The sequence below is a fragment of the Rothia sp. HMSC08A08 genome, from assembly GCF_001808385.1.
GTDB lineage: Bacteria > Actinomycetota > Actinomycetes > Actinomycetales > Micrococcaceae > Rothia > Rothia dentocariosa.
Map to the genome: position 1 here is coordinate 107,668 of NZ_KV793056.1, position 25,112 is coordinate 132,779.

Genomic DNA, 25,112 nt, shown 5'->3' on the forward strand with positions numbered 1-25,112 from the left:
GTGGGAGCCTCGGCAGGTGCGGGGCTCCTCACTGTATCGGTACATAGCCCCACGCCAAGGTACTCTGAATATCACCGGCGACGAGCCGTCGCAACAGCAAGGACAGTATATGCGCCACCTTAACTTCCCGAAGACCCAACCACCATATAACCCACACGAGTGGACGGGCGTTGATCCTCGCTACTCGCACATGCTTGAGGTACCTACCACCGCCCCGATTGAGGCGCGGGCCGCCCAGGCGCAGGCACGACGGTGGCATTACCTCGACAATACTCCAGCGCTTCAGGAACATGGGCTTGACCCTATCGGCACGATCCTGTGCGTACACGGCAACCCCACCTGGTCGTATCTGTGGCGTACCGTACTCGATGCCGGTGTGAACAGTACAGCGCCGTGGCGTGTTATCGCTGTCGACCAGCTCGATATGGGGTACTCCGAACGCACGCACCTCGATCTGGAGGACGAACGGCGCTCTCTTGAAGACCGCATAGCAGACCTGGGTGACTTTACCCGTACACTCGGGCTGGATAAAACCGATAAACCGGTGGTGACCCTCGCCCATGACTGGGGCGGTTTGATTTCGCTGGGCTGGGCGATTGAACACCATAATATTCTTTCAGGCGTCATGCTCACGAACACGGCTGTATATCACGATGGTGTTGAGCGCATCCCGGCGGCGCTGCGCCTAGCTTTGGGGGTTCACGAGCTGGGTACACGAGACTCTACAACTTTTCTAGACGTTACTCTGGGGCTGGCGCAGAACCAGGGCCGGGTACCCTCCGAAGGTGAGCCAGGCTCTTCGGAACGGGCTCTAGCCGGGCCACAGGAATCCCAACCGCGTGCGCTTTACCCCAGCAAACTTCACGAGGGGATTCGCCGCACCTACCGGGCACCCTATGCGCATCCGGCGTGGCGCGAAGGTATCCGCAATTTTGTGGGCGATATTCCCACGGGAACCGATATACCCTCATACGCTCATATGGTGCGCATTGCGGAAGGTGTTCGGGATTTGAAGGTTCCCGCGTTCTTCCAGTGGGGTACTAAAGACCCGGTTTTTCAGCGGCGCTACCTCTTCGATCTGATGGGTCGTTTTCCCCAGGCCAAGGTGCACCGCTACGAAAAGGCATCGCACCTAGTTGCCGAAGATGAAGATATTGCCGCCCCTATCTTTTCTTGGCTGGGGCAGAACTTCGGCACGCTCGTTGAGGGTTATCTAGAGAAGCCGGTCAACGCAGAGGCACAGCATCGTGAGGCGCGGCGAGCTTTGGACGAACGTATTCGGAATCTGAAAACTTCCGAAGAAGAAGCACACGAAGAATTCCGCCCGATGATAGCGGCGTTGAACGAACGCGCGCAGGACACCTCGCTCGCAATTGTAGATATGGACTCCGCAGGCGATGGAACCCAGGTTGCAGCACAGCTTACGTGGCAGCAGCTCGCAACGCATGTGGATGCGGCGGCGGCGCGCCTGCACGCCCTAGGGGTACGTCCCGGTGACCGTGTGAATCTGATGGTGCCACCTGGGTCACGCCTGACAACGCTTATTTATGCGTGCCTTAAACTGGGTGCGGTTATTGTGGTGGCGGATACCGGTTTGGGGCTTACGGGTCTTACGCGCGCGCTCAAGGGCGCCAACCCGCAATTTATCGTGGGCATTCCCGCCGCTCTCGCCGCCGCACGATCCCTGTTGTGGCCCGGGCACCGCATTTCCGTAGAACCGCTCGGTAAGTTCCAGGATCGGGTGCTCGGTGTAGAAGGTTCTGTCTTTGAGTCCGTTCACAAACGTTCGGCACGTTCTAAAACATCCGAAAACACACTCAGCGCCCCTATTGCCACTCCTGCGGTTATCGAGTTCCCCGACCCCGATCCGGATGCGGATGCCGCTGTCCTGTACACTTCCGGCTCAACCGGCCCCGCAAAGGGTGTTGTGTACACCCAGCGTCAGCTGGCGGGTATGCGCGATGCCATCGTCAACACCTACGGGTTCAAGTCCGGGTCAGGTCTGGTAGCTGGATTCGCGCCCTTCGCGCTTCTAGGCCCGGCTCTGGGCGCTACGAGTGTTACCCCGAAGATGGATGTGACCAAGCCCAAGACGCTCACCGCAACCGCGTTAGCCTCCGCAACCGAGGCGATTGGCGCATCCACCGTCTTCGCCTCCCCTGCGGCACTCGTGAACGTGGTGGCAAGCGCCTCTGAACTCACTGATTCGCAGCGCGCAGCCCTAGCGGAGGTCACCACCGTACTGTCGGCTGGGGCGCCTATTCCTGTTCCCCTGCTTGACGAACTCTCGAAGCTGGTGCCTCATGCCTCACTGCACACCCCTTATGGTATGACCGAGGGGTTGCCGGTTACCGATGTATCTTTGGATATGATTCGCCAGGCACTAGCTGAGGGAACCCCAAATACCGAGGGTGATATTCTTGATCCTTTTGCACGCGATGGAGTATGCGTGGGATACGCAGTCTATGGTGCGGCGGTGGCGATCGCTCCTTTGCAGGAGGATGGAACCGTGGCTTCGGAGATGACCCACGAACCGGGTGTGACCGGTGAGATTTTGGTATCGGCTCCCCATGTAAAAGACCGTTACGATACCCTCTGGGTGACCGAAGAACAATCGATTTCAACCCCTGGCTGGCATCACACCGGCGATGTGGGGCATCTGGATGCTGCCGGTCGTCTCTGGGTTGAGGGGCGCTTAGCGCATGTCCTTTTGACTGCCCAAGGTGTACTGACCCCGGTTGCCGCTGAGCAGTCCGCTGAGACCTTGGATGCAGTTCGCCGTGCCGCACTGGTCTCGGTCGGTCCTGCAGGCACAGCCGCACCCGTGCTCGTCATTGAGACCGCCAACCGTAAACTCAAGCAGGGTCAGGCACCCTTCGAGCTGAGCCGACAGATCCGCGAGCGCGTTCAGGACGATACGGGTATCGAGCTGGCGGCTGTGTTGGTTATCAAGGAGCATCCGACCGATATTCGCCATAACTCGAAGATTGATAGGCCTGCCCTTGGCGAGTGGGCTTCAAAGGTACTTGCGGGTGCTTAGTTCTTAAGATAACGGTGAGAGGATACGCAGGAAATCCGCCTGACATTGTTCTCCCGTTGTGTTTTCGCATATAGATTCTTGAAGATCAGGAGAAACCTGAATTTTGGAGGCTTTTATGGCTACCCCGGCTCCTTTAGCGGCTCGGTATACCGACCCTGCGCCGCGGTCTTTGCGTCCCGTCGATGAATCGTATTTTGCTGCCCGTAGCGGCGAACGTGTGCTTATTACCGGCGCAAGCGGCATGCTCGGTCGTGAAACCGCCATCGCGCTGTTGCGTGCCGGGTATGATGTGCGCGTATTCCAGCGCAGTGATGCGGGTATTGCAGCGCTGCTGCCAGATACGATACGCCCTCGTTTCGAGCAGATTCGCGGTTCTCTTAATAATGCTGAGGTTATTGAGCAGGCTCTTGTGGGAGTGGACGGTATTGTGCATGCCGCTGCGAAAGTCTCGGTTTCGGGCGATTGGGAGGATTACGAGCGTACCAATATTGTGGGCACTCAGGCTCTACTGGATGCCGCTATAGAGCGTTCGATTTCTAAGTTTTTGTATGTATCTTCTCCTTCGGTTGCTCATGCCGGAACGGCTCTCATCGGCGAGGGGAACGGGGCGGCGTCCCCCGAACATGCTCGTGGAAACTATGCTCGTTCCAAGGCGACGGCAGAGCTTACTGTTTTGGCGGCGAACGGCACAAAGCTCGCCTCGGGCTCTACCATGCGCGTGGGGGCGTTACGCCCGCACCTGATTTGGGGACCGGGCGATACTCAGTTGGTGGAGCGTATCCTAGATAGGGCTCGGTCCGGGCGGCTGCCCCTACTTTCCGGGGGCACAGGTCTGATCGATACGCTCTATATTGATAACGCGGCTGATGCGCTGGTACGTGGTTACGAGCGCCTAGAGTCAATAGCCGGGCGCGCGCTGGTGGTCACAAATGGTCAGCCCCGCACGATTGCTGAGCTGATGAGTGGTTTCTGCACGGCGGTTGGGGTTCCTGCGCCGCGTTTCTCGGTTCCCGCACCGACGGCGGCTTTTGTGGGGCGTTTGATCGAAAAAGTGTGGGGGCGTCTGCCGAAGTCGGTAACAGCCGGGGATGAGCCTCCCATGACCGAATTTTTGGCGGAGCAGCTTTCAACGGCGCACTGGTTCGATCAGAGGCTCACCCGCGAACTTTTACAGTGGGAGCCCGCCGTTACGATCGACGAGGGGTACCGTCGTCTGGGTCTTTTCTACGGGGATAAATATTCACGTTCCTCTTCAGCAGTGTAGGAAAAACGTTAGCTGATTTTTAGCCCGCGCGGGGTGCGTTGGCAGTGCGGGCAGCGGTATGAGGAACGGTTCATAAATGGTTCACGCATAATAATGCTAGTGCGCCCAGCCTCTAAGCACCGACGGCAGGGTTCGCCGGCACGGCCGTAAGCGTTCAAGGACCTATCAAAATAACCGGACTGCCCATTGACGTTCACATAGAGCGCATCGAAACTGGTCCCGCCTGCGTGTAGCGCTTCGGTCAGTACCTGGTGTACGGCGGCGAATAGCTCCCGGGTTTGGGCGGCACTGAGAGATTTTGCGGGTTTTGCGTAGTGTATTCTGGCACGCCAGAGCGCCTCGTCCGCATAAATATTCCCGATCCCAGATACCACGGACTGGTCCAGAAGCAGGCGTTTAATGCCGCTGGAGGTGCGCAGCATGATGCGGCGAATCTTTGCCACATCAAAGTATGGATCTACCGGGTCACGCCCAATATGCTCAACAGCTTCAGGAACCAAGAACTCTTCCGATATTTCTTCCGCACCAGCGGGCGAAGTGCCCGCAGGAATGTCGGGAACTAGATTTGAGAGGAACATTCCCCCAAAGATACGCTGGTCGACAAACCGTAATTCAGTGGCTTTATTGGTACTCTCACCATTGGCGGGTTCGAGTTCAAGTACGATTTTGAGGTGCTTCTCAGCGGGGAATCCTGGAGTCTTCACGAGTAGCTGCCCGCTCATCCCCAGATGAATAACAAGCGCGTACGGCAGTAACGTGTCATTGCTGTCGCCACGCTTCGGGAAAGGTTCGTCTTCGGGTGCAGAGAGTGTCAGCCACATATACTTGCCACGCCTATATGCCCCGCGAATACGGGTTCCTTCTAAACGCATCGTAAAATCCGCAGAACCCCCGATATGGCGGCGAATAGAGCGTTCATCGAGAATGCGTACACGCTCGATTACACAACCGACAGCATGATGATGCACACCCTCACGCACAGTCTCAACCTCGGGTAGCTCCGGCATCTCTCTCCTTCACAGCGTCATGAACTCGCCACTCGGCGCAAGAGCTAGTTTCTCCCACCGGGCGGCGCAAACTTATTTTTAGACTAGTATGCGATACGCAGCTTCTGCGGCGAGACGCTCTGCTTCCTTCTTGCTAGGTCCGCTTCCGGTACCCGCGGTCTGCTTTGCCACGATAGCGCGGGCGGTATACAAGCGAGCATGGTCGGGGCCTTCTGCTTCGAGCTCGTAGGTTACATCTCCCCAAGACCGCGAGGTTACCAGCGTCTGCAGATCGGTTTTCCAGTCGCGTCCGGAATTGAGAATTTGCTCGTCTTCTAACATGGGTGCAATCAACCTTAGAACGAGCTCACGGGCGGCTTCCCGCCCCAAGCTGATGTACGTTGCTCCAAAGATAGCTTCCATTGTGTCGGCAAGAATCGAATCTTTATCGGCACCTCCCGTAAGCCTTTCCCCCTTACCTAGACGGATATGCTTACCCAGCTCTAGTTTACGGGCGGCTATTGCCAAAGCGGGAGCCGAAACCACCACATGGTGCAGTTTCACGAGCTCACCTTCGGGAAGTTCGGGGTGGCGGCGGTACACCTCCTCTGCAATGGCGAGAGAAAGTACAGAATCACCCAGGAACTCTAGGCGTTCATTATGCTCTACTCCGGGGTTTTCAAAAGCGTAGGAACGGTGTGTGAGAGACAGCAAAAACGTCTCGGCGTCAATATCGACACCGAGACGTTCAAGCAACTCCCCAGCTTCGCTAGGAATGTTAGTCATCAGGAATACTCGCGTGATTAAGCGTCGGCGACCTTACGGCCCTTGTATTCCAGGAACAGGGCGTTGCCTGCAGCGTCGGTTACAACCTTTGCCTGGTGAGGCAGGCTGTAAGTCACGCGACCGTTTTCAACAGTCTTAACCAGCGGCGGCACAGATGCCTTCCACTGGGAACGACGCGCGCGGGTGTTAGCGCGGGACATCTTGCGCTTGGGAACAGCCACAGCTATCTCTCATTCTCTCGTAACAACAATTTAGTTTTCGGTATCCTCGCTCAGCAAACCCTGTAGGGCTGACCAGCGCGGATCCAACACCTCGTGATGATGCCCGGGGTCTTCCTCCAGGCGCGCTCCGCATTCAGAGCACAGTCCCTGGCAGGTTTCCCGGCAGACGGGCTGGAACGGCAGTTGAAGGATTACTGCATCCCGCAGTGCCGGCTCAAGGTCAATAGATTCACCTTCAACGGCATACTGCTCATCGTCTTCGTCTTCGGGGCCGCCAGAGGGGGCCTTCTCGAAAACAAAAAGCTCTTGTATGTTGGTCGACATTTCGTAATCAATCGGATCCAAACATAGGCTACACTCGCCGTGTACATCCACTACGGTTGTGCCGCTTACCAGGATACCATCTACTACCGACTCCAGCCGAATGTTCAGGTCCATGTCGGTGCCTTCTTGTACACCAATCAGGGCATTACCCATCTCAGCGGGTGCCTGTACAACCTCGTCGAGGGTTTCCATAGATCCGGGACGGTGCACCAGATTTTTGACTGACACCACCAAATCAGAGGAGTTTTGAGGTGAAATGGCATATCTCCTTATACAAAATGCTTAAACCAAAGAGATATTCTATCCCCTCAACCGCCGTTAATCAAGGTTTGGGTGGCAAACTATGACATTCGACGTATCAAAATTCACATAAAATACGCGCAAACCCAGGAAAAACGCCCTAGATCGTGGGAGAATCGCGCATAAAACTACGCAATCGTGTTATCGGTCGAGACCTGTGAGTGCTTAGCGACGAGCGCGTCCGAGACCACACGCGGCACATAAACAGAAACGTCGCCGCCTAAGGATGCAACCTCACGGATAATCGTCGAAGACACCCCGCCGAAACGGTCTTCCCCCGCCAAGAACACCGTCTCCAAGTTTGCTAAATGACGGTTCATACTCGCCATTGGAGCCTCATACTCGTAATCCGCCCCCGAGCGGAGGCCCTTAACAAGCACCTGCGCCCCGTGTTCCTGAGCCCACTGTGCCAAAAGTACCCCCGGCGGAATAACCTCAACCTTCACGGTGGTAATACCGCGCTCCGCGAGGGAACGCTCCACCAAGTTCACGCGCTCCGACAGAGAAAAAAGGTATTTTTTAGAGGAGTTATGTGCAACCCCCACGATCACATCATCAAAGAGCGCAGAGGCACGAGCAATAATCTCCAGGTGTCCATGGTGAATCGGGTCAAACGATCCGGGGCAGATAGCTAACATGAAGCATTCTCGCTTTCGGCGGGTTCAGAACCAGTATCCGTATATGATTCATCTGGTTCAAGATAGTACAGCACCGTCTCGCCATATTTCTTCATTGCAAACCGGCGCAGCTGAGAGCTCCACGCGGGTTCCGCATCGCGTGAGGAACGCTCCACGACCACGATGGCACCCTCCGCTAGATTCGGGGTGATGACACGCAAAATATCGAGAACCTGCTCTTGCGTAAATGCATATGGAGGGTCAAGAAATACAAGATCCCAGGGGCCGCTATGAACCGCTGCATAGCTTTGCGCGCTCCCTTGAGTCACTCGGGTAATACCGGTTGCAGTTTTCGACGTTGCCGCAACATTTCGGCGGGTAACCTCACATGCCTTGGGGTGCTTCTCCACGAACTCGACGGATGCGGCGCCCCGCGAGAGCGCTTCGCATCCGAGGGCACCCGATCCGGCATAAGCATCAAGAACACGCGCTCCCTGCACAACATCATAGCTCTCCAGTTTCGAGAAAAGTGATTCCTTCACTCGGTCGGTCGTGGGACGAGTGTTCTCCCCCGGCACCGAGGCAAGGCGTAGACCACCAGCAGTTCCGGCAATAATACGACTCATGCGTTCCTCACGTCTGTTCGTCGATAGTCTCTAGTGGCGGAGGCCCAAGGTAACAAAACCGCCAAACCCGTGTGTTAGCCACGCCCCAAAAATGCCTCACGGTCGGCATCAAGCGCCCGGTCAATCGTACGTGCCAAGTTCGGATGCTTCGCCAGCGTGGGATCCGCCGCGATCAGCGCCCGCGCATCCTCACGAGCGCGCTCAATAATGGTTGCGTCAGCGAGAGCCCTCAGGAACTTAAGGGTACTCTTCTTCCCGGACTGCGCGGCACCTAGGATATCACCCTCACGGCGCTGCTGCAGGTCTATCTGTGAAAGTTTAAACCCGTCGGTGGTGGCCGCTACCGCATCTAGACGTTCGCGAGATACCCCTCCCGCTTCTTGCCGGGTAACAAGCAAGCAGGTTCCGGCAAAACCACCACGCCCTACACGACCGCGAAGCTGGTGCAGCCCGGAAATACCGAAGCGATCGGCGTCCATAATCATCATGAGGGTTGCGTTCGGTACGTTCACACCCACTTCAATAACAGTGGTGCTCACCAGAATATCTATCTCTCCGCGTTCAAACGCGGTCATTACAGCAGTTTTTTCCTCGGGGTCCATACGCCCATGCAGGCTTGCAATCCGGGTTCCAGTCAGCGCCGGATTCTGTTTTAGATAGGCGGTCATCGCAGTCACGGAGGTCAGGCGTGTTTTGCCGTCAGAACTCTGAGAACCTTCACGCCCGGCATCGCCGAAGAGGTGCTGGCCTTCTTCAAGTTCTTCATCGTCATCGCCAATTTTGGGAACTACCACGTAGACCTGGTGCCCAGCATCGATCTCTTCGCGAGCGCGTGTCCACAGGCGATCTGCCCAGGTCGGTTTTTCGGCAAGCGGCACCACGTGGGTTGCGATCTGTTGCCGTCCGGCGGGTAGCTGATCGAGAACGGAAACATCAAGGTCGCCAAACACGGTCATGGCGACGGTACGCGGAATGGGGGTTGCCGTCATCACCAGACGATGGGGCAGCTCGCCGTTGTTCCCACGCAGAGAGTCACGCTGTTCCACGCCAAAACGGTGCTGTTCATCGACCACAACCATGCCAAGGTCGCGGAAGGTGACCGTGTCCGAAAGCAGGGCGTGGGTTCCGATTACCACGTCGGCGGTGCCGTCGGCGATCTCGGCGAGTACGGCACGCTTGTGTGCACTAGGCATTGAGGCGCTGAGTAGCCTAACCCGCACGCGATGCGCGGGTTTTTTGCTTTCTTTTTGGTTTTGGGGGTGAAAAAGTGTAGTCTCATATCCCGGTATGCCCTCGGTATCCGCTAAATCCCCGAGAATATCGAGAATCGAACGGAAATGCTGTTCGGCGAGCACTTCGGTGGGTGCGAGCATCGCGGATTGCCCACCAGAGTCGGCTACCTGAAGCATAGCGCGAAGGGCTACCACCGTTTTGCCCGAGCCGACATCGCCTTGCAGAAGCCGATTCATGGGTGACGGTGAGGCGAGATCACGGGAAATTTCCTTGCCCACTCGTTGCTGCCCCTCGGTGAGCTCATAGGGAAGCACGTTCAGCAGAGCATCTGCTGCCCCATCCGGCAGGGCGGGCCGGGCCACGGTGGCGTGGGCGGCACGTGCGGCGTGTAACCGGGCCAAGGCGCTCTGCAGAACGAAGGCTTCTCGGTAGCGCATCTGAGCTTGAGCGGCGCGCCAGGTGTCCTCACTATCGGGAGTGTGCAGGGCGCGATAGGTCCACTCCAGCGAAGGGACTTTTCGGGCGCGGCGTATTTTATACGGTATTGGGTCTTCAAGCTCTTTTAGGGGCACAGATTCGATGAGCTGAGCAATAGCAGTCGCGATGCGATCCGTTGGCAGTTTTACCGGAGCACGATAAACGGGAATGGGCGCCTCGGCCCGTTCGGGGGCGTTCGCATTTCCGTCGTCCGAAAGCAGGGCGTAATGCGGGTTTGTCAGTGTATACTCCCCACGATAAATCCCCACCTTCCCGGAGAACATCATGGTTTCGCCGGCATGGATCTCGCGTGCCGCGGTCCATGCGTTGAAGAAGGAAAGCTTCATGGTGGAGCCCACCCGCCCGGTTCCTGATATATCCGAACCGCCGAATATATGTTGCGGCACGCCGAAGAAATTATTCCCGCTGCTCTGTTGTCCGTAGGAATCCGCATAGCCCGAGTAACCGGCGGAAGGCGCGGCCAATCCGCTCACGCGCGGGTTGGTTTTACCCGCAGGCATTCGTTGCGGTGTATTGGCCCTACCCTCGCGTACGGCAAAGGTACCTGATGAAGAATTATCGACCGAATTCTGGTCGGATTCTGCAAGGGTATCGGTAATCGTGACTTCGGTGATTTTTCCTCTGCGTGCCGCCATAGTTCGGGTCGAAACGTTCGTGACCCTGGCGATAATTGTCACGTCCTGTCCCTCAACAAGGTCGGCAAACCGGCTAAGTTCTCCGCGAGGCAAATACTTCCGTGGAAAATATTCCAGCAGCTCCCCCACCGTGCTTATGCTCAGGTGAGTTTTGAGGGCGCGTGCCGTTGCCACTGACAGGTAGCGTGTTAAGGGTGCGTTTTCCAGGCGTTTCTCATCGTTATAGCGTGCTAAAACCTGCGACCGTGCGGCACGTTGCTGTTGCTTTTCTTGCTCTTGAGAAGAGTCCGAATTATATTTTATATTCCGCACTCGCGCGGCTAACTTATCTGCTTTCTTAGGGGTATTTGGGCCGGTGGCTTTCTTGCGCGAAGGTTTCTTTCCCGGTGTCTTTACGGCGTTCTTTGGTTCGGCCTTTTCATGATGCGGCTCTTCTACAAGAGAAGCAAGATTATTGTTTTTCTCCGGAGAGAAATCCGTGCTTAATTGCTTATGCGTAGAATTTTTTGGATTGGTTCGTGGGGGTTTCGCTTTCTTTGCTGCCGGTTTTTGCGGTTTGGTTTGTGTGGTCTTTGTGCTCTTTCGTCGGGCAGATGTTCCGCACCTAGATGGTGCCTCAGTACGTGCCGTATACGCAATATCAGCCAGTTCGTACAGTTCCACTGTCTCCATATTCTGAGCCGCCGCACCCAAAGAGGCACGCAAAGCATCCACAATACGCTGATACTCCGAACTTTCACGCTGATGCGCAAGGGTGGAGAGCTCCGCTAACGTTTTAGTGCCGCGTGCATACTCGGCAAGGTCGCGAACCGTTACATATTCATGGGCTACAAGTTCGTCCTCAGAGAGAATGGCAGATGATTTAGGGTCAGAATGCTCGGCATCGGTTGGCTGCTGTTTGGCAGCTTTCTTGGCCTGTCCAAGACCGCTTTCTAAAAATTCATCAGCAAAAAGGCTGGGAGTCGAGCCCTCATCATGCGCTTCTTTCGAGTTTTGAGGTGACACGTTTTCCCTCCTTTCTGCTCGCGGCACTCCGTCAACCCGAATACCTTCGGCTCAAACGGTCTTATAAGACGTAGATTTAATACTACCGTTGCACATTTGGGACACGCTACGAACCTCGTTAGCTCATGTCACCACGCAGCGCATGTCCTGATCGCCCACCCTCCCCGTGAACACAGGCTCTAGAAATCTTGAGAGCAGGATGGCGCAGTACTTTCATTCTCTTGGGCGCTCAGTGAGCTCACCCGTTCATCGTCCAATACGCCGTAGCGCGCGATAACTCTGCGGGCTTCTTCCAAAGACGGCACATGCACGTGTAAGGTCCACATATTGTTCTTAAAATCGAGCGGGGTGAGCAACAGCGAGTCGCCAAGCTCTTCTAATTCTGCTCGAAGCTGTACGAGAGTAAGGGGGTCTATAGTTAGCGTCCCCATGATTTCCCAGATTGACCCTGGGTTTTCCCGAGTACCGGTCGCATCAGTATGATGCTCTGCCTGGTCCTGCGTTCCTTCGGTCTTTCGTGCTTTCCGAGCAGACGTACTGTTCGGCTTTGTAACATCTGTAGGAGGCTCCGCCAAGGCATAAACTTCCTGCGCAGGCATACGCGAGCTCATCCAGCGCGGATTTGATTGTACCGCTGCCAAATAAAAGCCTAGGGCACCTGCATCTACGTATCCCTTGAGTTCTGGCAGCGGCGGATTCTGCGCTGTGCCCTCAAGCGCTCGGCGCATCGTGGCGCGACGAAACTCTGCACGTGCCGTCACATCGGTAAGCTCCGATCCTGCACGATAGTGAAAACGGTAATCTGCGAGCGCAACCATAATCGCTACCATAGTGCCCTGCTCTAGGCTTTCATCCGCAATAATACGGCGTACTCGTTCGGCGGCAAGCGCTAACGCATAGCTCTCACGGTACGCGCTCTCGCGTGTACCGGTTTCCGTAACAGGTGTTTCACGGTACATCGCCTCAAGATCCTGAAGAAGTGGCAGATTATGTACCTCTTCGCCCAGCTCTTCTGCTAGACGGCCGGAAAAATTCCAGTAGGTACGCACTGCCTCCAACGCCCAGGCGCACAGGAGTGTCCCAGAATTGCCGCGAGCCATCCGACTGGCTTGCACGAGAGCATTCTCATAGATTTCACCCAGACGTTGGTTAACGCTCTGTATATCCGTCGTGAGAGCGTGAAGATCGTGCAGAAGGGTATCAAGCTCCTCACTAAAGGCCTTATTGAGGGCATCTAAAGTGTGTACCAAATTCGAGCCTGTGTCCTGGTCGGGAACAGGGAAAGCGTTCAGAGAGTTAAGTGTGTCGCAATATGCCCGCACCGTTGAGAGCGCCTCGCCAATCCACGTGACCCCGAAGTTAAGCGGGGTTTGTGCGGCAAAGTGCTCGCTCGTCATAACGTATCCTTCCCATCTAGGATTGGGTAACCGTGCTCTTTCTAGCATACGACGGTTATGCTCGGTAATGTTCCCAACCATAGTTTTGGAGCTCATATCCATCGCACAGAATTCGTGATGCACTTCGTTCTTGAGCACTGCAAGAGCCTAAAGCGACAAATCCCTCAGGAATCGTGGCACCCGCCGGAAAACATGCTAAAAGCCCGTGGTCCTCGCCACCGCCCAGAACGCATTCACGGGCCAGGCTGACCGCAGAATCACCATGATCGTTATGGGGCTGATGCTCAAGAATAAGACTTGCCACTGGTACCAGCTCACGTGCCAGCTCGGTAATCGCAGGATCATTGAACACGATATCGACGCCGGATGCTTCGGCAATTCGACGCGCGTCTTTAACGAGTCCGTCTGAAAGGTCTAGCATAGCGTTGGCGCCGTACGCTGCAGCGCGTCGCCCTGCGGGTATGGGCGATACGGGCCTTAGCTGATGGGTAACAGCGCGTTCGATACGTTCTTTCTCCGTGGAAGGCAGCTGCTCTATCAAGTCGAGAGAGCCTGTGATTGTCAGTAGCCGCAGCCCGGCATCAGCCCACCCGGTACGGCCCGCCAAAGCTACGGTATCTCCCGGTTGCGCCCCAGACCTCAGCACGGGGTTTTCGCATCGTCCAACAGCCGTTACGGTAACGCTGGCATCACGTGCGCTACCTAGATCACCGCCGCCTACCGTACAGACTGTAGCGCCGCATGCATGCAGCGAGTCGAGGATACCGCGGGCAAAGTCTTCAACCCAACCATAGGGGGTTTCGGGCGGCAGACTTAGAGATACAAAAAGGCTAACGGGTTCAGCACCCATAGCCGCAATATCGGCAAGGTTCTGGGTGGTGGCTTTCCACCCTACCTCGTAACCGCCGCTACGCGGACCGGCAGGCCAGATATCGAGAAAATCTTGCCCATGTACCAGAGTATCTGTGGTGATAACCGTGCGTCGATTATCGCCCGTGAGCACTGCGCAGTCGTCACCGGGACCTACTTCAAGCACCGGTTCCTGCCCATGTGCGGAGGCAACCTGGATTACGGAGCGGTTATGCTCATCCAGCATGGGCATAAACAATTGCAAAACACGGGACTCCCCCAGCTGAGCCAATGTACTCTTCCGGAGTGAACTTTCCCGTGCTTTATGCTTTTTGGTCCGAGGGTTCATTCCCCAATAATCGCCCATACCCTGTTACCTGGCACGGATAAAGTACCGAATCGCCACAATGGTAATCGCAAGAATTAGCAGGGAGAAGAACGCCAACGGCACGAAACCTGAGAGTCCAGGGCCACGAGAATCCGTTGAACGTTCCTGAACACTCTTAGGGCTATCGCCGTTCCGTTGCGCTTGCGAACCAGCGGACGTTGCAGGCGGACGGGCAACCGGGTTCACAGCAGATGGAACAGAATAAGAACCGTTTCTAGACTCCTGTGGGTTCGCCATTCTCAAAGTTGGCGAGCCATTCCGGGCGTTCTCTCCACGGGACAAATATCCCTGTACCCAGTCTGCGGCGCCGGGGAACGCATTGGGGAACCCTGAATTTGTTGCAAAACGCCCCAACGTCGCGATGCTATTGGGGAAGGGTTCAGCAGATGTAGACGGCGCGGGTGCTGGAGAGACATTGCTCGACGGCGTTGCCGAAGGGCTGGCATCTGGAGCTGGCGAATCGTCAGACCCCGGGTTTCCATGCCCCGAAGGACTCGGGCTAGGAGTTGGAGCTGCCGATTCGGAAGCACTTGGGCTCGGGAACGGAACAGGCTGGCTAGTAGGCTGCTCCGAAGGCGCAGGGGTCCACCCAGGATCCTGAGACGGTGCAGGTGCGGGGTCTGCAGGAGTAGGTGTTACGGGCGACGGGGTCGGAGAGACCGGGACCGGCGTGGGGGTCACGGGTGTTGGCTTAGCCGGAGCCGGTGTTATGGGAGTGGGGGTAGGATACACCGGTGTTGGGTTGGCCTGTGTAGGCGTAGGGTTCGCCGGGACCGGTGTGGGATTCACCGGAGCAGGGTTAACCGGGGTCAGATCCGGACTAGGCACAATGGTCGGTACCGGATCAGGCGCAGGGGTAACTGGTGTTGGGTTGGCCTGTGTAGGCGTAGGTTTCACTGGGGCCGGTGTGGGATTCACCGGAGCAGGGGTTACCGGTGTGGGATTCACCGGAGTCTGATCTGTAGGAGCCGGAGTAGGCGTCACAGGAGTAGGGTTGGCAGGCACAGGCTCCGGGTTCACCGGGGTCGGATTAACCGGTGTGGGCGTAGGGGTTACTGGTGTGGGATTCACCGGAGTCTGATCTGTAGGAGCCGGAGTAGGCGTCACAGGAGTAGCTGCTGGTTCTTCTCCAAGGTCCGGGGAAGCTGCCTCAGCGTCCTCAGCAGGAAGGTTCTGAACGGGGGCTGCAGGAGTTGGGGTTACAGCCTCTGTGTCAGCATCCTCTGTAGGAACTTCGGTATTATAAGGCTGCGCCTGCGGACTCTCATATTCGGGGCTTACAGGCTGAACTTCCGCGTCATCTTCATCAGTGTTCTGGTCCGGGGCAGCTCGTTGTGTAGGGGTTTCGGTAGCCTCAGGAGTCTTGTCGTCCTGCTGGTCATAGTCAAGCGGAGGTGCAGCGGCAAACTCGGCGCCTGCAATGGGAGACTCCGATTGCAGGGCGACGGCAGGCTGAGCAGCATAGGTTACGTTGCCGGAGGCCATGCCGTACATAGTCAAGGTAGCGGTTGCAGACGGCATGGGCATAGGAGTCACAGCATTTTTCTGACCTAAAGCTGCAAAGGTAGCTGGTACGGCAGGTTGTACGACAGCTTGTCCGGGCGCGACAACGTCAGAGGTCGCAGGATGGTTTGCGACCTTCCCGGAAGCGCCACGTGCCTCCTGTGTCAGCGTTGCGGCGATCGGCACACTACCGAATGCAATCAATGCAGTCGCTAGGCTAGCCGACGCTACTTTGCATTGTCTGTTTCCCAAAAAGTGTCCTTATACCGAATAGCTACCGAACAATATGCGTGCTTGGGTGAGTCTACACCCTAAATAACAAGGATGTGCTTCTCTCAAAAGTTTATCGAATTTTAAGAATCTTTTCACGATCAACTATTAACTGTTACTTTCATGGTACCTGGACTATGGGCAAATTGTCGTGACTTTGAGCTTTAAATTGGTATTCAAATTTTTGCTTTCCTCTGATCTGCCGCGCTATGTTTTTGCGACACGCCAGTGAATATACCGTACGTTAGAATGAAAGAGTGACTTTTACGTCTTTTAACTTTTTCGTCATGTCCCCAGCGAAGCGAGCAGGCTTGGGTCTTGCGCTCACCGGGGTGCTGTCGCTCAGCGCATGTGGAGCGGGCAATGTCAATCTTGATCCGGCTCCAGATGCCGCCAACCCCGTATGTGCTTATGCGATGGTTGCTATGCCAGAAAAACTCGTTGGCCTACAGCAGCGTGAAACTACGGCGCAAGGAACGACTGCTTGGGGCGAACCAGCCTCCGTGATTCTCAAATGCGGTGTTACCGTTCAGGAACCCGTATCGGACCCATGCGCTGAGGTCAATGGGATTGATTGGGTACTGCGTCCCAAGGATGCGCCAGAGAACTCAGCACCGCCAGTCTCAGCGTCTTCCTCCGCCGCTGCAGGCCCTGAAAACCGTGCGACGGGAACGTGGACGGCAACCACGTACGGACGAACGCCTGCCATTGAAGTAACCTTCGACGCAGATAAGGTTTCATCATCAACTCTTCTTGCTGAGCTCAACTCGGCGGTCAAACAAATTCCGTCTCAGAAGAAATGCACGAACATCAACGATACTCTCAACGGTGTCAAAACCGGAAAATAGAGGATTCAAGACCTCTGGATCCTTACCGTCAGTTCGCTTCACGCAAACGCAAATTTTAGAGCCCCCAAAACCTGAGGTCTTGGGGGCTCTAACACTGGAATTTCCTTCTCTATTTAAGACTTCATTAGCGCAGCCCTAAAGGACGCTCCAGTGCAAGAGTCAGCAGTTCATCAATCAGTTCGGTATAGGAAATTCCGGTGTTTTCCCACATGGTTTTGTACATTGAAATCGGAGTAAATCCCGGCATAGTGTTCACCTCGTTGATCACCAAACGACCATCCGGGGTGTAGAAGAAATCTGCGCGGGACAATCCTTCGCCGTCAAGGGCCAAAAACGCCTTAACCGCCAGAACACGCAAACGCTCCTGCATATCCTTCGGTAAATCGGCGGGGCACCGGGTAACTGCCGAAGACTTTGAGATATATTTAGCATCAAAATCATAGAAACCGTGGTCCTCATCAACGACCTCGATTTCGCCGGGGTATGATGCGCGCGGCATATCACCGTGGTGACCGTCTAGGACGCCGCACTCGATTTCACGCCCCACAATGCCAGCTTCCACAATAATCTTTGCGTCATGGCGGCGCGCTTCTTCGATAGCCGGAACAAGTTCCTCAAATTTATCCACTTTGGTAATGCCAAAAGAAGAACCCGCACGCGTGGGTTTAACGAACATGGGGTAACCAAGGGCGGTTATACGTTTAAGCGATTCCTCGCGCTCATGAGTCCATTGGCGATCGGTCACCACCTCATAAGGCCCAACCTCCAGCCCAGCAGACTCAAATGCAACCTTCATAAAGTGCTTATCCATACCTACGGCTGATGCCGTCACGCCGCATCCTACATAGGGCAACTCAGCGAGTTCCAGAAGACCCTGAATTGTTCCGTCTTCGCCGAAAGGACCGTGTATGAGGGGGAATACCACGTCAAGGGCAGGACCATACTCAAGATTTCCGTCATCATCTACTAGGTGCACTCGCGAATCCCCGGCTCCAAGAGGCAGGAAAACCTGGTGCGAACCACCTGTAAACTCTGCATGTGCAGGGGCAGCGTCGAGAAGTGCACTCAGCTCTTCCAGATTCGTCAAATACCAACGACCGTCTTTTGTAATGCCAATAGTCACCACGTCGTAGACGCTGCTGTCAATGGCGCCTAGCACGCCTACGGCAGTAATCAGAGAAATAGGGTGTTCCGAAGAACGTCCGCCACACAGTAGAGCAACAGTTTTCTTCTGTGCGTTTTCGGTCATTGTATCTCCTTCGTAAGAGAGCGCCCCTCAAGCGCCCATGTCTGCGCACACGTGCTGTATTAGTTGTTTTACCTGCCGCAAAAATTTTCTTGCGGAAGATCTTGATGTTAATGGCCTTCGCGCTTCAGGCGCCGTCCCAGCAGCAGCGGTGCCAGCTGTCCGATCTCGATGCGTCCAGTCAGGACAGCAACGACCGCTTCCACGATAGGCATTTCGACTCCGTGACGGCGTGCCAATTGCGCTACGACGGGGGCTGATTTGATGGATTCCGCTGTCTGGCTCATATGTTCGCTGAGTTTATCCGGGCTTATCCCTTCGGCAAGTAGACGCCCGGCAGTATGATTTCGTGAAAGCGGCGATGAACAGGTAGCAATCAAATCTCCCATCCCCGCAAGCCCGCTCATTGTTGCTGCTTCACCACCCAGTGCGACCGCAAGACGAGTAATTTCGGCAAGTCCGCGCGTCATGATTGAGGCTTTGGAGTTATCACCGTAATTGCGACCTTCACAGATGCCGACGCACAAGGCGATCACGTTCTTCACCAAACCGCCGATTTCCGTACCCACCACATCGGTATTCGTGTAGGGGCGGAAATAGCTGCAGGCACAAGCCTGCGCGACAATTTCTGCGATGGGCAGTGTGCGTGCTGCGACTACAGAGGCGGTGGGCTCCTCCCCCATAATCTCAGTAGCAAGATTCGGCCCTGAAAGCACGCATACCCGATGCGGTATATGCCCGATAGTGCGGATGTCTGCGCCGCGCATCGCCAAGGCTTCCTCAAGTTCCTCGGTAATCACCTGGGACATGCGCAAACCGGTACCGGTTTCTAATCCCTTCGCAAGCGAAACCAGCAGGGCATGCGGCTCAATATAGCGGGCATAAAGTTGAAGCTGCGAACGTAGCACCTGTGAGGGTAAAGCCAGTACCACCAAATCGGCGCCAGTGAGCCCGGTAGGAGCATCCGCCGTGAATTCCAGGTTCTCGGGTAGCTTCATCCCCGGAAAATATTTACTATTTTCCCTAGTCTGAGAGCACTCTGCCATAGCTTGTTCGCTGCGGCCAATAAGGACTACCTGCACGCCCGTTTTATTTTCTCGCGCCGAATCAGCCACAATTTTGGCGAATGCTGTCCCCCAGCTTCCCGCACCCAAGATCGCAATTTTTAATACCTTACGCGGAGCCGGTTCGCTGTTGTCAGCGGAATTCGTGAAAAGAGCCATAACCTCGCCTCCTATTTAGGATCCGGTTCGCCCAGGTTACCAGCTATCCCGGTCATTTCACCGGGAGCTTCACGACGCTTGGTTCGGGGATTCCAACGACCGGTTGGCGCCTTTTCACCACGTATATCTTCCAGCAGTTCGGTCACTGCATCAAGCATAGCGTCGGTCACGACCCCAAGCTCAGTACGCGTATGCTTTGCCTCCGGCGAAGGATCATCGATTAAAGAGGCGATATCGAGAGGCTTACCCACCTTCACTTTGACCGTTTTACGGGGAAATAGGGAAACCTTACGATGTTCTTTGACGCGGCCACCATCCACGGTTTCGTAGTCATACCCAAGAATCTGCTCATCGCCCCAGTGCGCCACCGGTACTACGGGAGCACCAGTTGCGAGGGCAAGACGGGCAGCACCCGTACGGGCCTGCATGGGCCAGCCCTCGGGGTCGCCAGTAGTTGTCCCCTCAGGGTAAATCACTACAGCGCCACCAGCCTCTACAACTTTACGGGCAGTAATAAGTGCCTTGCGAGCGTCTACAGAGCCGCGTATCACGGGAATATGCGCCATCTTACGCATAATATATCCCAGAACGGGCGCTCGGAACAAAGAGTCCTTCGCTAAAAACCGCGGGAAGACTCCGTTATTGAAGATAGGGAGTGCAACGGTTACAGGGTCTATCTCGGTGGAATGGTTAGCAACCACGATATAGCCTCGGTCGGTCGGGAAGTTCTCGCTCCCGATAATTTCGATGCGGGCTATGCCTTTATACACCGCACGGGCGGCGTTACCAAGAATCTTAAAGAGCTTATCTCCTTGAGGGGTAGGCTCAAGTGTGGGTAGTGCTTTTTTCCCCTGTTGACCGCTCATACTAGCCCTGTACCTCAACCTCTTCTGGCACAACAATCTCAATTTCTGCATCGGGCTTAGGAGTCTTGCTCTGTTTGCGGGCAAGTACCTCAAACTTTGCGCCCAGAGCTTCGAGTTTCTTTTCAAAGTTCTCGTAACCACGCGCGATAATTTCAACACCCGTAACGTGGGATGTACCTTCTGCTGTCAGAGCGGCGATAATATGCGAGAATCCACCGCGCAGATCGGGCACCTCAATGTCAGCGGCCTTAAGCGGGGTAGAACCGCTAATAATAGCGGAGTGCCCGAAGCTCTTACCGTGGAAACGACAAAACTCGCTACCAATGCAATCGCGCATGACCACAATATCGGCGCCCATCTGTTTGAGGGCATTCGTAAACCCAAAACGCTCTTCGTACACGGTCTCGTGCACAATAGAAGTTCCTTTTGCCTGCGTCAGCGCAACGACAAGCGGCTGCTGCCAGTCGGTCATAAAACCGGGGTGCACGTTGGTCTCAAAAACGATAGGGTTCAACTCTGCCCCGGGAGTAATCACACCGGGGTGAGTAAAGCGGATTCCTTCCGGTGTAACCTCGAATTCACCACCCATCTTCCGGAACTGATTGAGGAACGCCGTCATATCCTTCTGCGAAGCGCCGCGCACAAAAATATCTCCGCCGGTTGCCAACGCGGCGGATGCCCAGGAAGCGGACTCATTGCGGTCTGCCAAGGCGGTGTGGTCGTACCCGGTTAGGGCGTCAACCCCTTCAATAATAATGGTGCGGTTTTCGTTAATGAAGATAATGGCACCCATCTTCTGCAAAACCGCAATAAGATCAATAATCTCGGGCTCAATAGCGGCGTTCTTCAAAACCGTGGTGCCACGGGCGCGCACACCGGTCAGAAGAACCTGTTCTGTAGCGCCAACGGAGGGGTAATTGAGTTCGATTTCAGCACCGTGCAGGCCTTCATCGGGAGCGTTCAGAGTAGTGCCGCTTTCATCGTCTTTCTCGACGACGGCACCAAATTTACGGAGGGCATCCATATGGTAATCAATGGGACGGTCGCCGATTTTGCATCCCCCTAGATTAGGGATGCGCGCGGTACCGAGCGTATGCAGAAGCGGGCCTACCATCAGGATCGGAATACGTGAGTTACCGCCGAAGAGTTGAATCTCTTCAGCGTTATCGGCCGCAGTCTTCGCGTCTTGGGCGGGATCTAACGTGAGAATACCGGCTTCAGGATCATAGTTAACTTTCGCACCGTGAAGTTCAACAAGGGTAGTTACAATCTCAACATCGCTTAGGTCTGGTACGTTACGCAAGGTCGAACGGGTGGATCCGTGCAACGCTGCTACCATCGCTTTAGGTACGAGGTTTTTGGCGCCTCGAACGTGGACTTCGCCTTTAAGAGGGGTACCACCCTCAATGCGAAGTTCGCTGATGTTAAGGGACATAACTAATCCTTCGAACGGTCGGCTCGGTGGGGCCGACAAGAACTGCTGTTAGTGCTGAGGTCCGGCGCCATTAACGAATTATTAATAGGTCTGCACAGACTTTCAAGCTATCATTTTACGTTCTCGAACGGGCTGCTACAAACGGAAGAGCTGTGTAGAACCTGTGCTTCGCGATGTTTATCGAGATAGTTCAAAGATGCCGCTCATAAACTTCCTCGAAGAACCACCTCATATAACCATCAAACCCCAGCAACATACCAATAATGTGTTTCTGATACACCCCGTAACGCTCGGTGAGGTGCGTACCCTGATGTCACAGGGTACGCACCTCACCGAGTGTCCAGTCTAGACTTCCTGAGTTCGGGGCATCCACGCGGGGCGGCGCGCCTCGTAGTCTTTAATGGCCTCAATGTTCTGAAGGGTAAGCCCGATATCGTCAAGCCCTTCCATCAAACGCCAGCGTACATAATTATCAATCTGGAAAGGCACCACGAGGGCACCCACAGTTACCGTCTTATTCTCTAAATCAACGGTAATTTCGGTACCAGGTTCCCGCTCAAGAGCTTTCCAAATCAACTCGACATCATCCTGAGCCACCTGAGCGGCAACGAGTCCTTGTTTACCTGAGTTACCACGAAAAATATCGGCGAATCGTGACGATATAACGACTCGAAACCCGTAATCCTTAAGCGCCCAGACCGCGTGCTCACGCGAGGACCCTGTGCCAAAATCGGGGCCCGCCACCAGCACTGACCCATTTTTATAAGGTTCTTGGTTCAGAACAAATTCGGGGTTCTTACGCCAATTCACAAAGAGGGCATCGTCAAAGCCTGTTTTCGTTACGCGTTTGAGGTAAACCGCCGGGATAATTTGGTCGGTATCCACGTTCGAGACGCGCAGAGGAACACCAATTCCGGTGTGTTTAATAATTGGTTCCACAATGTTCTCCTTTACGCCGCCGCAGGGGCATTGTCTGCGTGTGGTTCTAAGTCAGAAGGTGATGAGAGGGTTCCGCGAACCGCCGTTGCGGCAGCGACTAGCGGCGAGACAAGATGGGTTCGTCCGCCTTTACCCTGGCGTCCCTCAAAGTTTCGGTTCGAGGTGGATGCGCATCGCTCCCCCGGTGCCAGTTGGTCGGGGTTCATGCCCAAGCACATAGAGCATCCGGCAAAGCGCCAATCTGCCCCAAAGTCCTTGAAGATTTTATCTAGGCCTTCTTCTTCGGCCTGTGCGCGAACTTTCTGTGAGCCGGGAACGACCATCATACGCACGCCTGAGGCAAGGGTACGCCCACGAATGATTTCGGCGGCAGCACGCAAATCCTCAATGCGTGAGTTAGTGCACGAACCTAAGAATACGACGTCCACCGGAATATCTTTCATGGGAGTTCCAGCTTTAAGGTTCATGTACTCCAGGGCACGGGATGCGGCTGCCTGGTCGTTTTCATCCTCAAAGTCTTCAGGTGCGGGAACCGCTTGGCTCAGCGGCACACCCTGACCCGGGTTTGTTCCCCAGGTAACGAAGGGCTCAAGCTCGTCTGCATTAATAAAGATTTCTTTGTCGAAAACAGCCCCTTCGTCGGTGGGAAGGGTCTTCCAGTAGGCGAGCGCATCCTCCCAATCTTGCCCCTTGGGTGCGTGAGGGCGTCCTTTAACATACTCGAAAGTAGTCTCGTCGGGAGCTACCATACCCGCACGCGCGCCTGCCTCAATCGACATATTGCAGATGGTCATACGCCCTTCCATAGACAAGGAGCGTATCGCGGAACCGCGGTATTCGAGTACGTATCCCTGCCCACCTCCGGTACCGATCTGAGCGATAACGGCAAGAATAATATCTTTGGCGGTTACTCCAGGTTTTAGGGTTCCTTCGACATTGATTGCCATTGTTTTAAAGCGCGCCAGCGGCAGGGTTTGGGTTGCCATCACGTGCTCAACCTCAGAGGTGCCGATGCCGAAGGCAAGTGCACCGAAAGCCCCGTGGGTTGAGGTGTGCGAGTCACCACAGACGACGGTTATTCCGGGCATGGTCAATCCCAGCTGCGGGCCGACTACGTGTACGATACCCTGTTCGATATCGCCGAGCGGATGGAGGCGCACGCCAAATTCCGCGGTGTTACGACGCAGGGTTTCGATCTGGGTTCGCGAAGTAATATCCGCAATGGTCGAGAAAATATTTTCGGTGGGGGTATTGTGATCTTCAGTTGCGATCGTCAAGTCGAGACGGCGCAGGGGCCTGTTTTCGAGGCGTAGTCCTTCAAAAGCCTGGGGCGAGGTCACCTCATGCAGAAGATGCAGGTCAATATAGAGAAGGTCGGGTTTGCCATCTTGCCCGGGCACCACGACGTGGTTCTCCCAGACTTTTTCGGCGAGAGTACGCGGGCGCTTCACAGATGTGGGTATAGCGCTTGTCGCAGCAGTATTGTCCCCTGCCATTTTTCCTCCTGCTTTGATATGGCGGGCTTTCCGCCAATCATAGATATATAGTGCCTTATAACACATATATTCTTAACCCTGGAATATATTTCAAAAATTTGGTATTCAGGGTTCCTCCATCATGGGCAGGTTCAGAAGAAGAGTCTATGAAGTGAGCCCTATCTTCCACATTTTGAGATGCACTGAGCTAAACTAGAGTTATGACATCTGCACCATCGTCTACACCGTTGCCTGGAGCACGTCACCCTCGCGATACGTCGGGGCTTTCGACTCCTTTGAAGACTCCCCATACTCTCACGGATGACCAACAGGTTGTTGAGGTCGAACCAAACATCTCCTCCGGCGTGGGGGTACTTGATAAAGCCGCGCTTATTCTTTCATGCCTAGAGGCTGGTCCGGTCACGCTGGGGCAGCTTGTTAAGGCCACCGGGCTAGCCCGTCCAACGGCGCATCGTTTGGCGGTGGCGCTCTCTCACCACCGTATGGTGGCACGCGATGTTCAGGGGCGATTTATGCTGGGGCCCCGCCTAATGGAACTGGCGAATGCAGCTGGTGCCGATCACCTCCTAGCGGTTTCGGGAGCGGTTTTAAATCAGCTTTGCCATGTGACCGGCGAATCGGCGCAGGTTTATCGGCGTCAGGGAAATTGGCGCGTATGCGTAGCATCCGCAGAACGTCCCGTTGGACTGCATGATTCAATTCCTATAGGAACCCAGCTCTCCATGAAGGCTGGTTCCGCAGCCCAGGTACTCTTGGCATGGGAAGATCAGAACCGCCTTGTTGAGGGTCTGCAAGATGCGTATTTCAGCGCTGCCATGCTTGCTTCCGTGCGCAGATTAGGGTGGGCACAGTCTGCAGGTGAACGCGAGCGCGGCACGGCTTCCGTGTCTGCCCCTGTGCGTTCACCGTCGGGCAAAATTATTGCAGCCGTTTCTATTTCCGGTTCTATCGAAAGACTCGGTATGCAGCCCGGTCGCAAATACGCCGAGGTTGTTGTTGATGCGGCTCATAAGATTTCACAGGCGCTTCGGAACGTATAGTAGCTTAGGTCAAACCATAGAGGGGTGTGGAACCGACTAGTTGGTTCCACACCCCTCATGCTGTTTAGGTGTTCATT

The 25,112-nt window shown here is 55.3% G+C and carries 19 protein-coding genes and 1 pseudogene; 4 read left to right on the forward strand and 16 right to left on the reverse strand.

From position 1 onward, the window contains the following. Window positions 1-109: 109 nt before the first annotated feature. Both HMPREF3164_RS01090 and HMPREF3164_RS01095 read left to right on the forward strand, forming a co-directional pair. A complete protein-coding gene (locus tag HMPREF3164_RS01090; RefSeq protein WP_070448497.1) occupies window positions 110-3,040 on the forward strand; it encodes an alpha/beta fold hydrolase in 2,931 nt (976 codons plus the stop codon). 115 nt (window positions 3,041-3,155) lie between these two features. Further along, entirely contained in the window at window positions 3,156-4,304 is a 1,149-nt protein-coding gene (locus HMPREF3164_RS01095) for an NAD-dependent epimerase/dehydratase family protein (RefSeq protein WP_070448498.1), read from the forward strand. Window positions 4,305-4,312: 8 nt separating this feature from the next. On the opposite strand, the gene mutM is transcribed toward HMPREF3164_RS01095, so the two are convergent. The 10 genes and pseudogenes from mutM to HMPREF3164_RS01145 form a co-directional block, all read right to left on the reverse strand. Continuing rightward, window positions 4,313-5,311 carry a bifunctional DNA-formamidopyrimidine glycosylase/DNA-(apurinic or apyrimidinic site) lyase gene (mutM, locus tag HMPREF3164_RS01100; protein ID WP_070448499.1) on the reverse strand — a complete coding sequence of 333 codons (999 nt, stop codon included), beginning with the start codon at window positions 5,309-5,311 and terminating at the stop codon, window positions 4,313-4,315. A 78-nt stretch (window positions 5,312-5,389) separates the two neighbouring features. Next, window positions 5,390-6,076: a ribonuclease III gene (gene rnc / locus HMPREF3164_RS01105; protein ID WP_070448500.1), complete on the reverse strand. Its 687-nt coding sequence runs from the start codon at window positions 6,074-6,076 to the stop codon at window positions 5,390-5,392. 17 nt (window positions 6,077-6,093) lie between these two features. After that, window positions 6,094-6,297, reverse strand: coding sequence for a 50S ribosomal protein L32 (gene rpmF, locus HMPREF3164_RS01110; RefSeq protein WP_004004885.1), 204 nt, complete (start codon window positions 6,295-6,297; stop codon window positions 6,094-6,096). Window positions 6,298-6,327: 30 nt separating this feature from the next. Beyond that, on the reverse strand, window positions 6,328-6,855 hold the full coding sequence (locus tag HMPREF3164_RS01115; protein WP_004004887.1) for a YceD family protein: 528 nt from the start codon (window positions 6,853-6,855) through the stop codon (window positions 6,328-6,330). A gap of 194 nt (window positions 6,856-7,049) precedes the next feature. After that, window positions 7,050-7,559 carry a pantetheine-phosphate adenylyltransferase gene (gene coaD, locus HMPREF3164_RS01120; RefSeq protein WP_070448501.1) on the reverse strand — a complete coding sequence of 170 codons (510 nt, stop codon included), beginning with the start codon at window positions 7,557-7,559 and terminating at the stop codon, window positions 7,050-7,052. Next, window positions 7,553-8,170: pseudogene (gene rsmD, locus HMPREF3164_RS01125) on the reverse strand (16S rRNA (guanine(966)-N(2))-methyltransferase RsmD); the annotation flags it as partial. The gene coaD and the pseudogene rsmD, both read right to left, overlap by 7 nt. A gap of 68 nt (window positions 8,171-8,238) precedes the next feature. Next, a complete protein-coding gene (locus HMPREF3164_RS01130) occupies window positions 8,239-11,535 on the reverse strand; it encodes an ATP-dependent DNA helicase RecG (protein WP_168160738.1) in 3,297 nt (1,098 codons plus the stop codon). Between the two features lie 179 nt (window positions 11,536-11,714). Continuing rightward, entirely contained in the window at window positions 11,715-12,932 is a 1,218-nt protein-coding gene (locus HMPREF3164_RS01135) for a DAK2 domain-containing protein (protein WP_048751499.1), read from the reverse strand. A gap of 55 nt (window positions 12,933-12,987) precedes the next feature. Further along, the gene (gene thiL, locus HMPREF3164_RS01140; protein ID WP_141744090.1) at window positions 12,988-14,073 is read right to left on the reverse strand and encodes a thiamine-phosphate kinase; all 1,086 of its coding nucleotides are present in this window, start codon (window positions 14,071-14,073) and stop codon (window positions 12,988-12,990) included. An 81-nt stretch (window positions 14,074-14,154) separates the two neighbouring features. Next, window positions 14,155-15,924 carry a transcriptional regulator gene (locus HMPREF3164_RS01145; protein ID WP_083297309.1) on the reverse strand — a complete coding sequence of 590 codons (1,770 nt, stop codon included), beginning with the start codon at window positions 15,922-15,924 and terminating at the stop codon, window positions 14,155-14,157. A gap of 275 nt (window positions 15,925-16,199) precedes the next feature. On the opposite strand from HMPREF3164_RS01145, the gene HMPREF3164_RS01150 reads away from it, so the two are divergent. Further along, window positions 16,200-16,790, forward strand: coding sequence for a DUF3515 domain-containing protein (locus HMPREF3164_RS01150; RefSeq protein ID WP_239662014.1), 591 nt, complete (start codon window positions 16,200-16,202; stop codon window positions 16,788-16,790). A gap of 124 nt (window positions 16,791-16,914) precedes the next feature. On the opposite strand, the gene HMPREF3164_RS01155 is transcribed toward HMPREF3164_RS01150, so the two are convergent. From HMPREF3164_RS01155 to leuC, 6 genes are all read right to left on the reverse strand, one after another. Next, window positions 16,915-18,039, reverse strand: a complete 1,125-nt coding sequence (locus HMPREF3164_RS01155; protein WP_070448504.1) for a D-alanine--D-alanine ligase family protein — start codon at window positions 18,037-18,039, stop codon at window positions 16,915-16,917. A 107-nt stretch (window positions 18,040-18,146) separates the two neighbouring features. Further along, entirely contained in the window at window positions 18,147-19,259 is a 1,113-nt protein-coding gene (locus tag HMPREF3164_RS01160) for an NAD(P)H-dependent glycerol-3-phosphate dehydrogenase (protein WP_070448505.1), read from the reverse strand. Window positions 19,260-19,270: 11 nt separating this feature from the next. Continuing rightward, a complete protein-coding gene (locus tag HMPREF3164_RS01165) occupies window positions 19,271-20,125 on the reverse strand; it encodes a lysophospholipid acyltransferase family protein (RefSeq protein WP_048751504.1) in 855 nt (284 codons plus the stop codon). A gap of 1 nt (window position 20,126) precedes the next feature. Continuing rightward, complete coding sequence (gene murA, locus HMPREF3164_RS01170) at window positions 20,127-21,560, reverse strand: UDP-N-acetylglucosamine 1-carboxyvinyltransferase (protein WP_004004898.1); 1,434 nt, start codon at window positions 21,558-21,560, stop codon at window positions 20,127-20,129. 345 nt (window positions 21,561-21,905) lie between these two features. After that, window positions 21,906-22,499 carry a 3-isopropylmalate dehydratase small subunit gene (leuD, locus tag HMPREF3164_RS01175; protein WP_013399252.1) on the reverse strand — a complete coding sequence of 198 codons (594 nt, stop codon included), beginning with the start codon at window positions 22,497-22,499 and terminating at the stop codon, window positions 21,906-21,908. An 11-nt stretch (window positions 22,500-22,510) separates the two neighbouring features. Continuing rightward, complete coding sequence (gene leuC / locus HMPREF3164_RS01180; RefSeq protein ID WP_048751508.1) at window positions 22,511-23,995, reverse strand: 3-isopropylmalate dehydratase large subunit; 1,485 nt, start codon at window positions 23,993-23,995, stop codon at window positions 22,511-22,513. A gap of 200 nt (window positions 23,996-24,195) precedes the next feature. Here leuC and HMPREF3164_RS01185 point away from each other — a divergent pair, with 200 nt between their 5' ends. Next, window positions 24,196-25,035 carry an IclR family transcriptional regulator gene (locus HMPREF3164_RS01185; RefSeq protein WP_246822545.1) on the forward strand — a complete coding sequence of 280 codons (840 nt, stop codon included), beginning with the start codon at window positions 24,196-24,198 and terminating at the stop codon, window positions 25,033-25,035. Window positions 25,036-25,112: the final 77 nt, after the last annotated feature.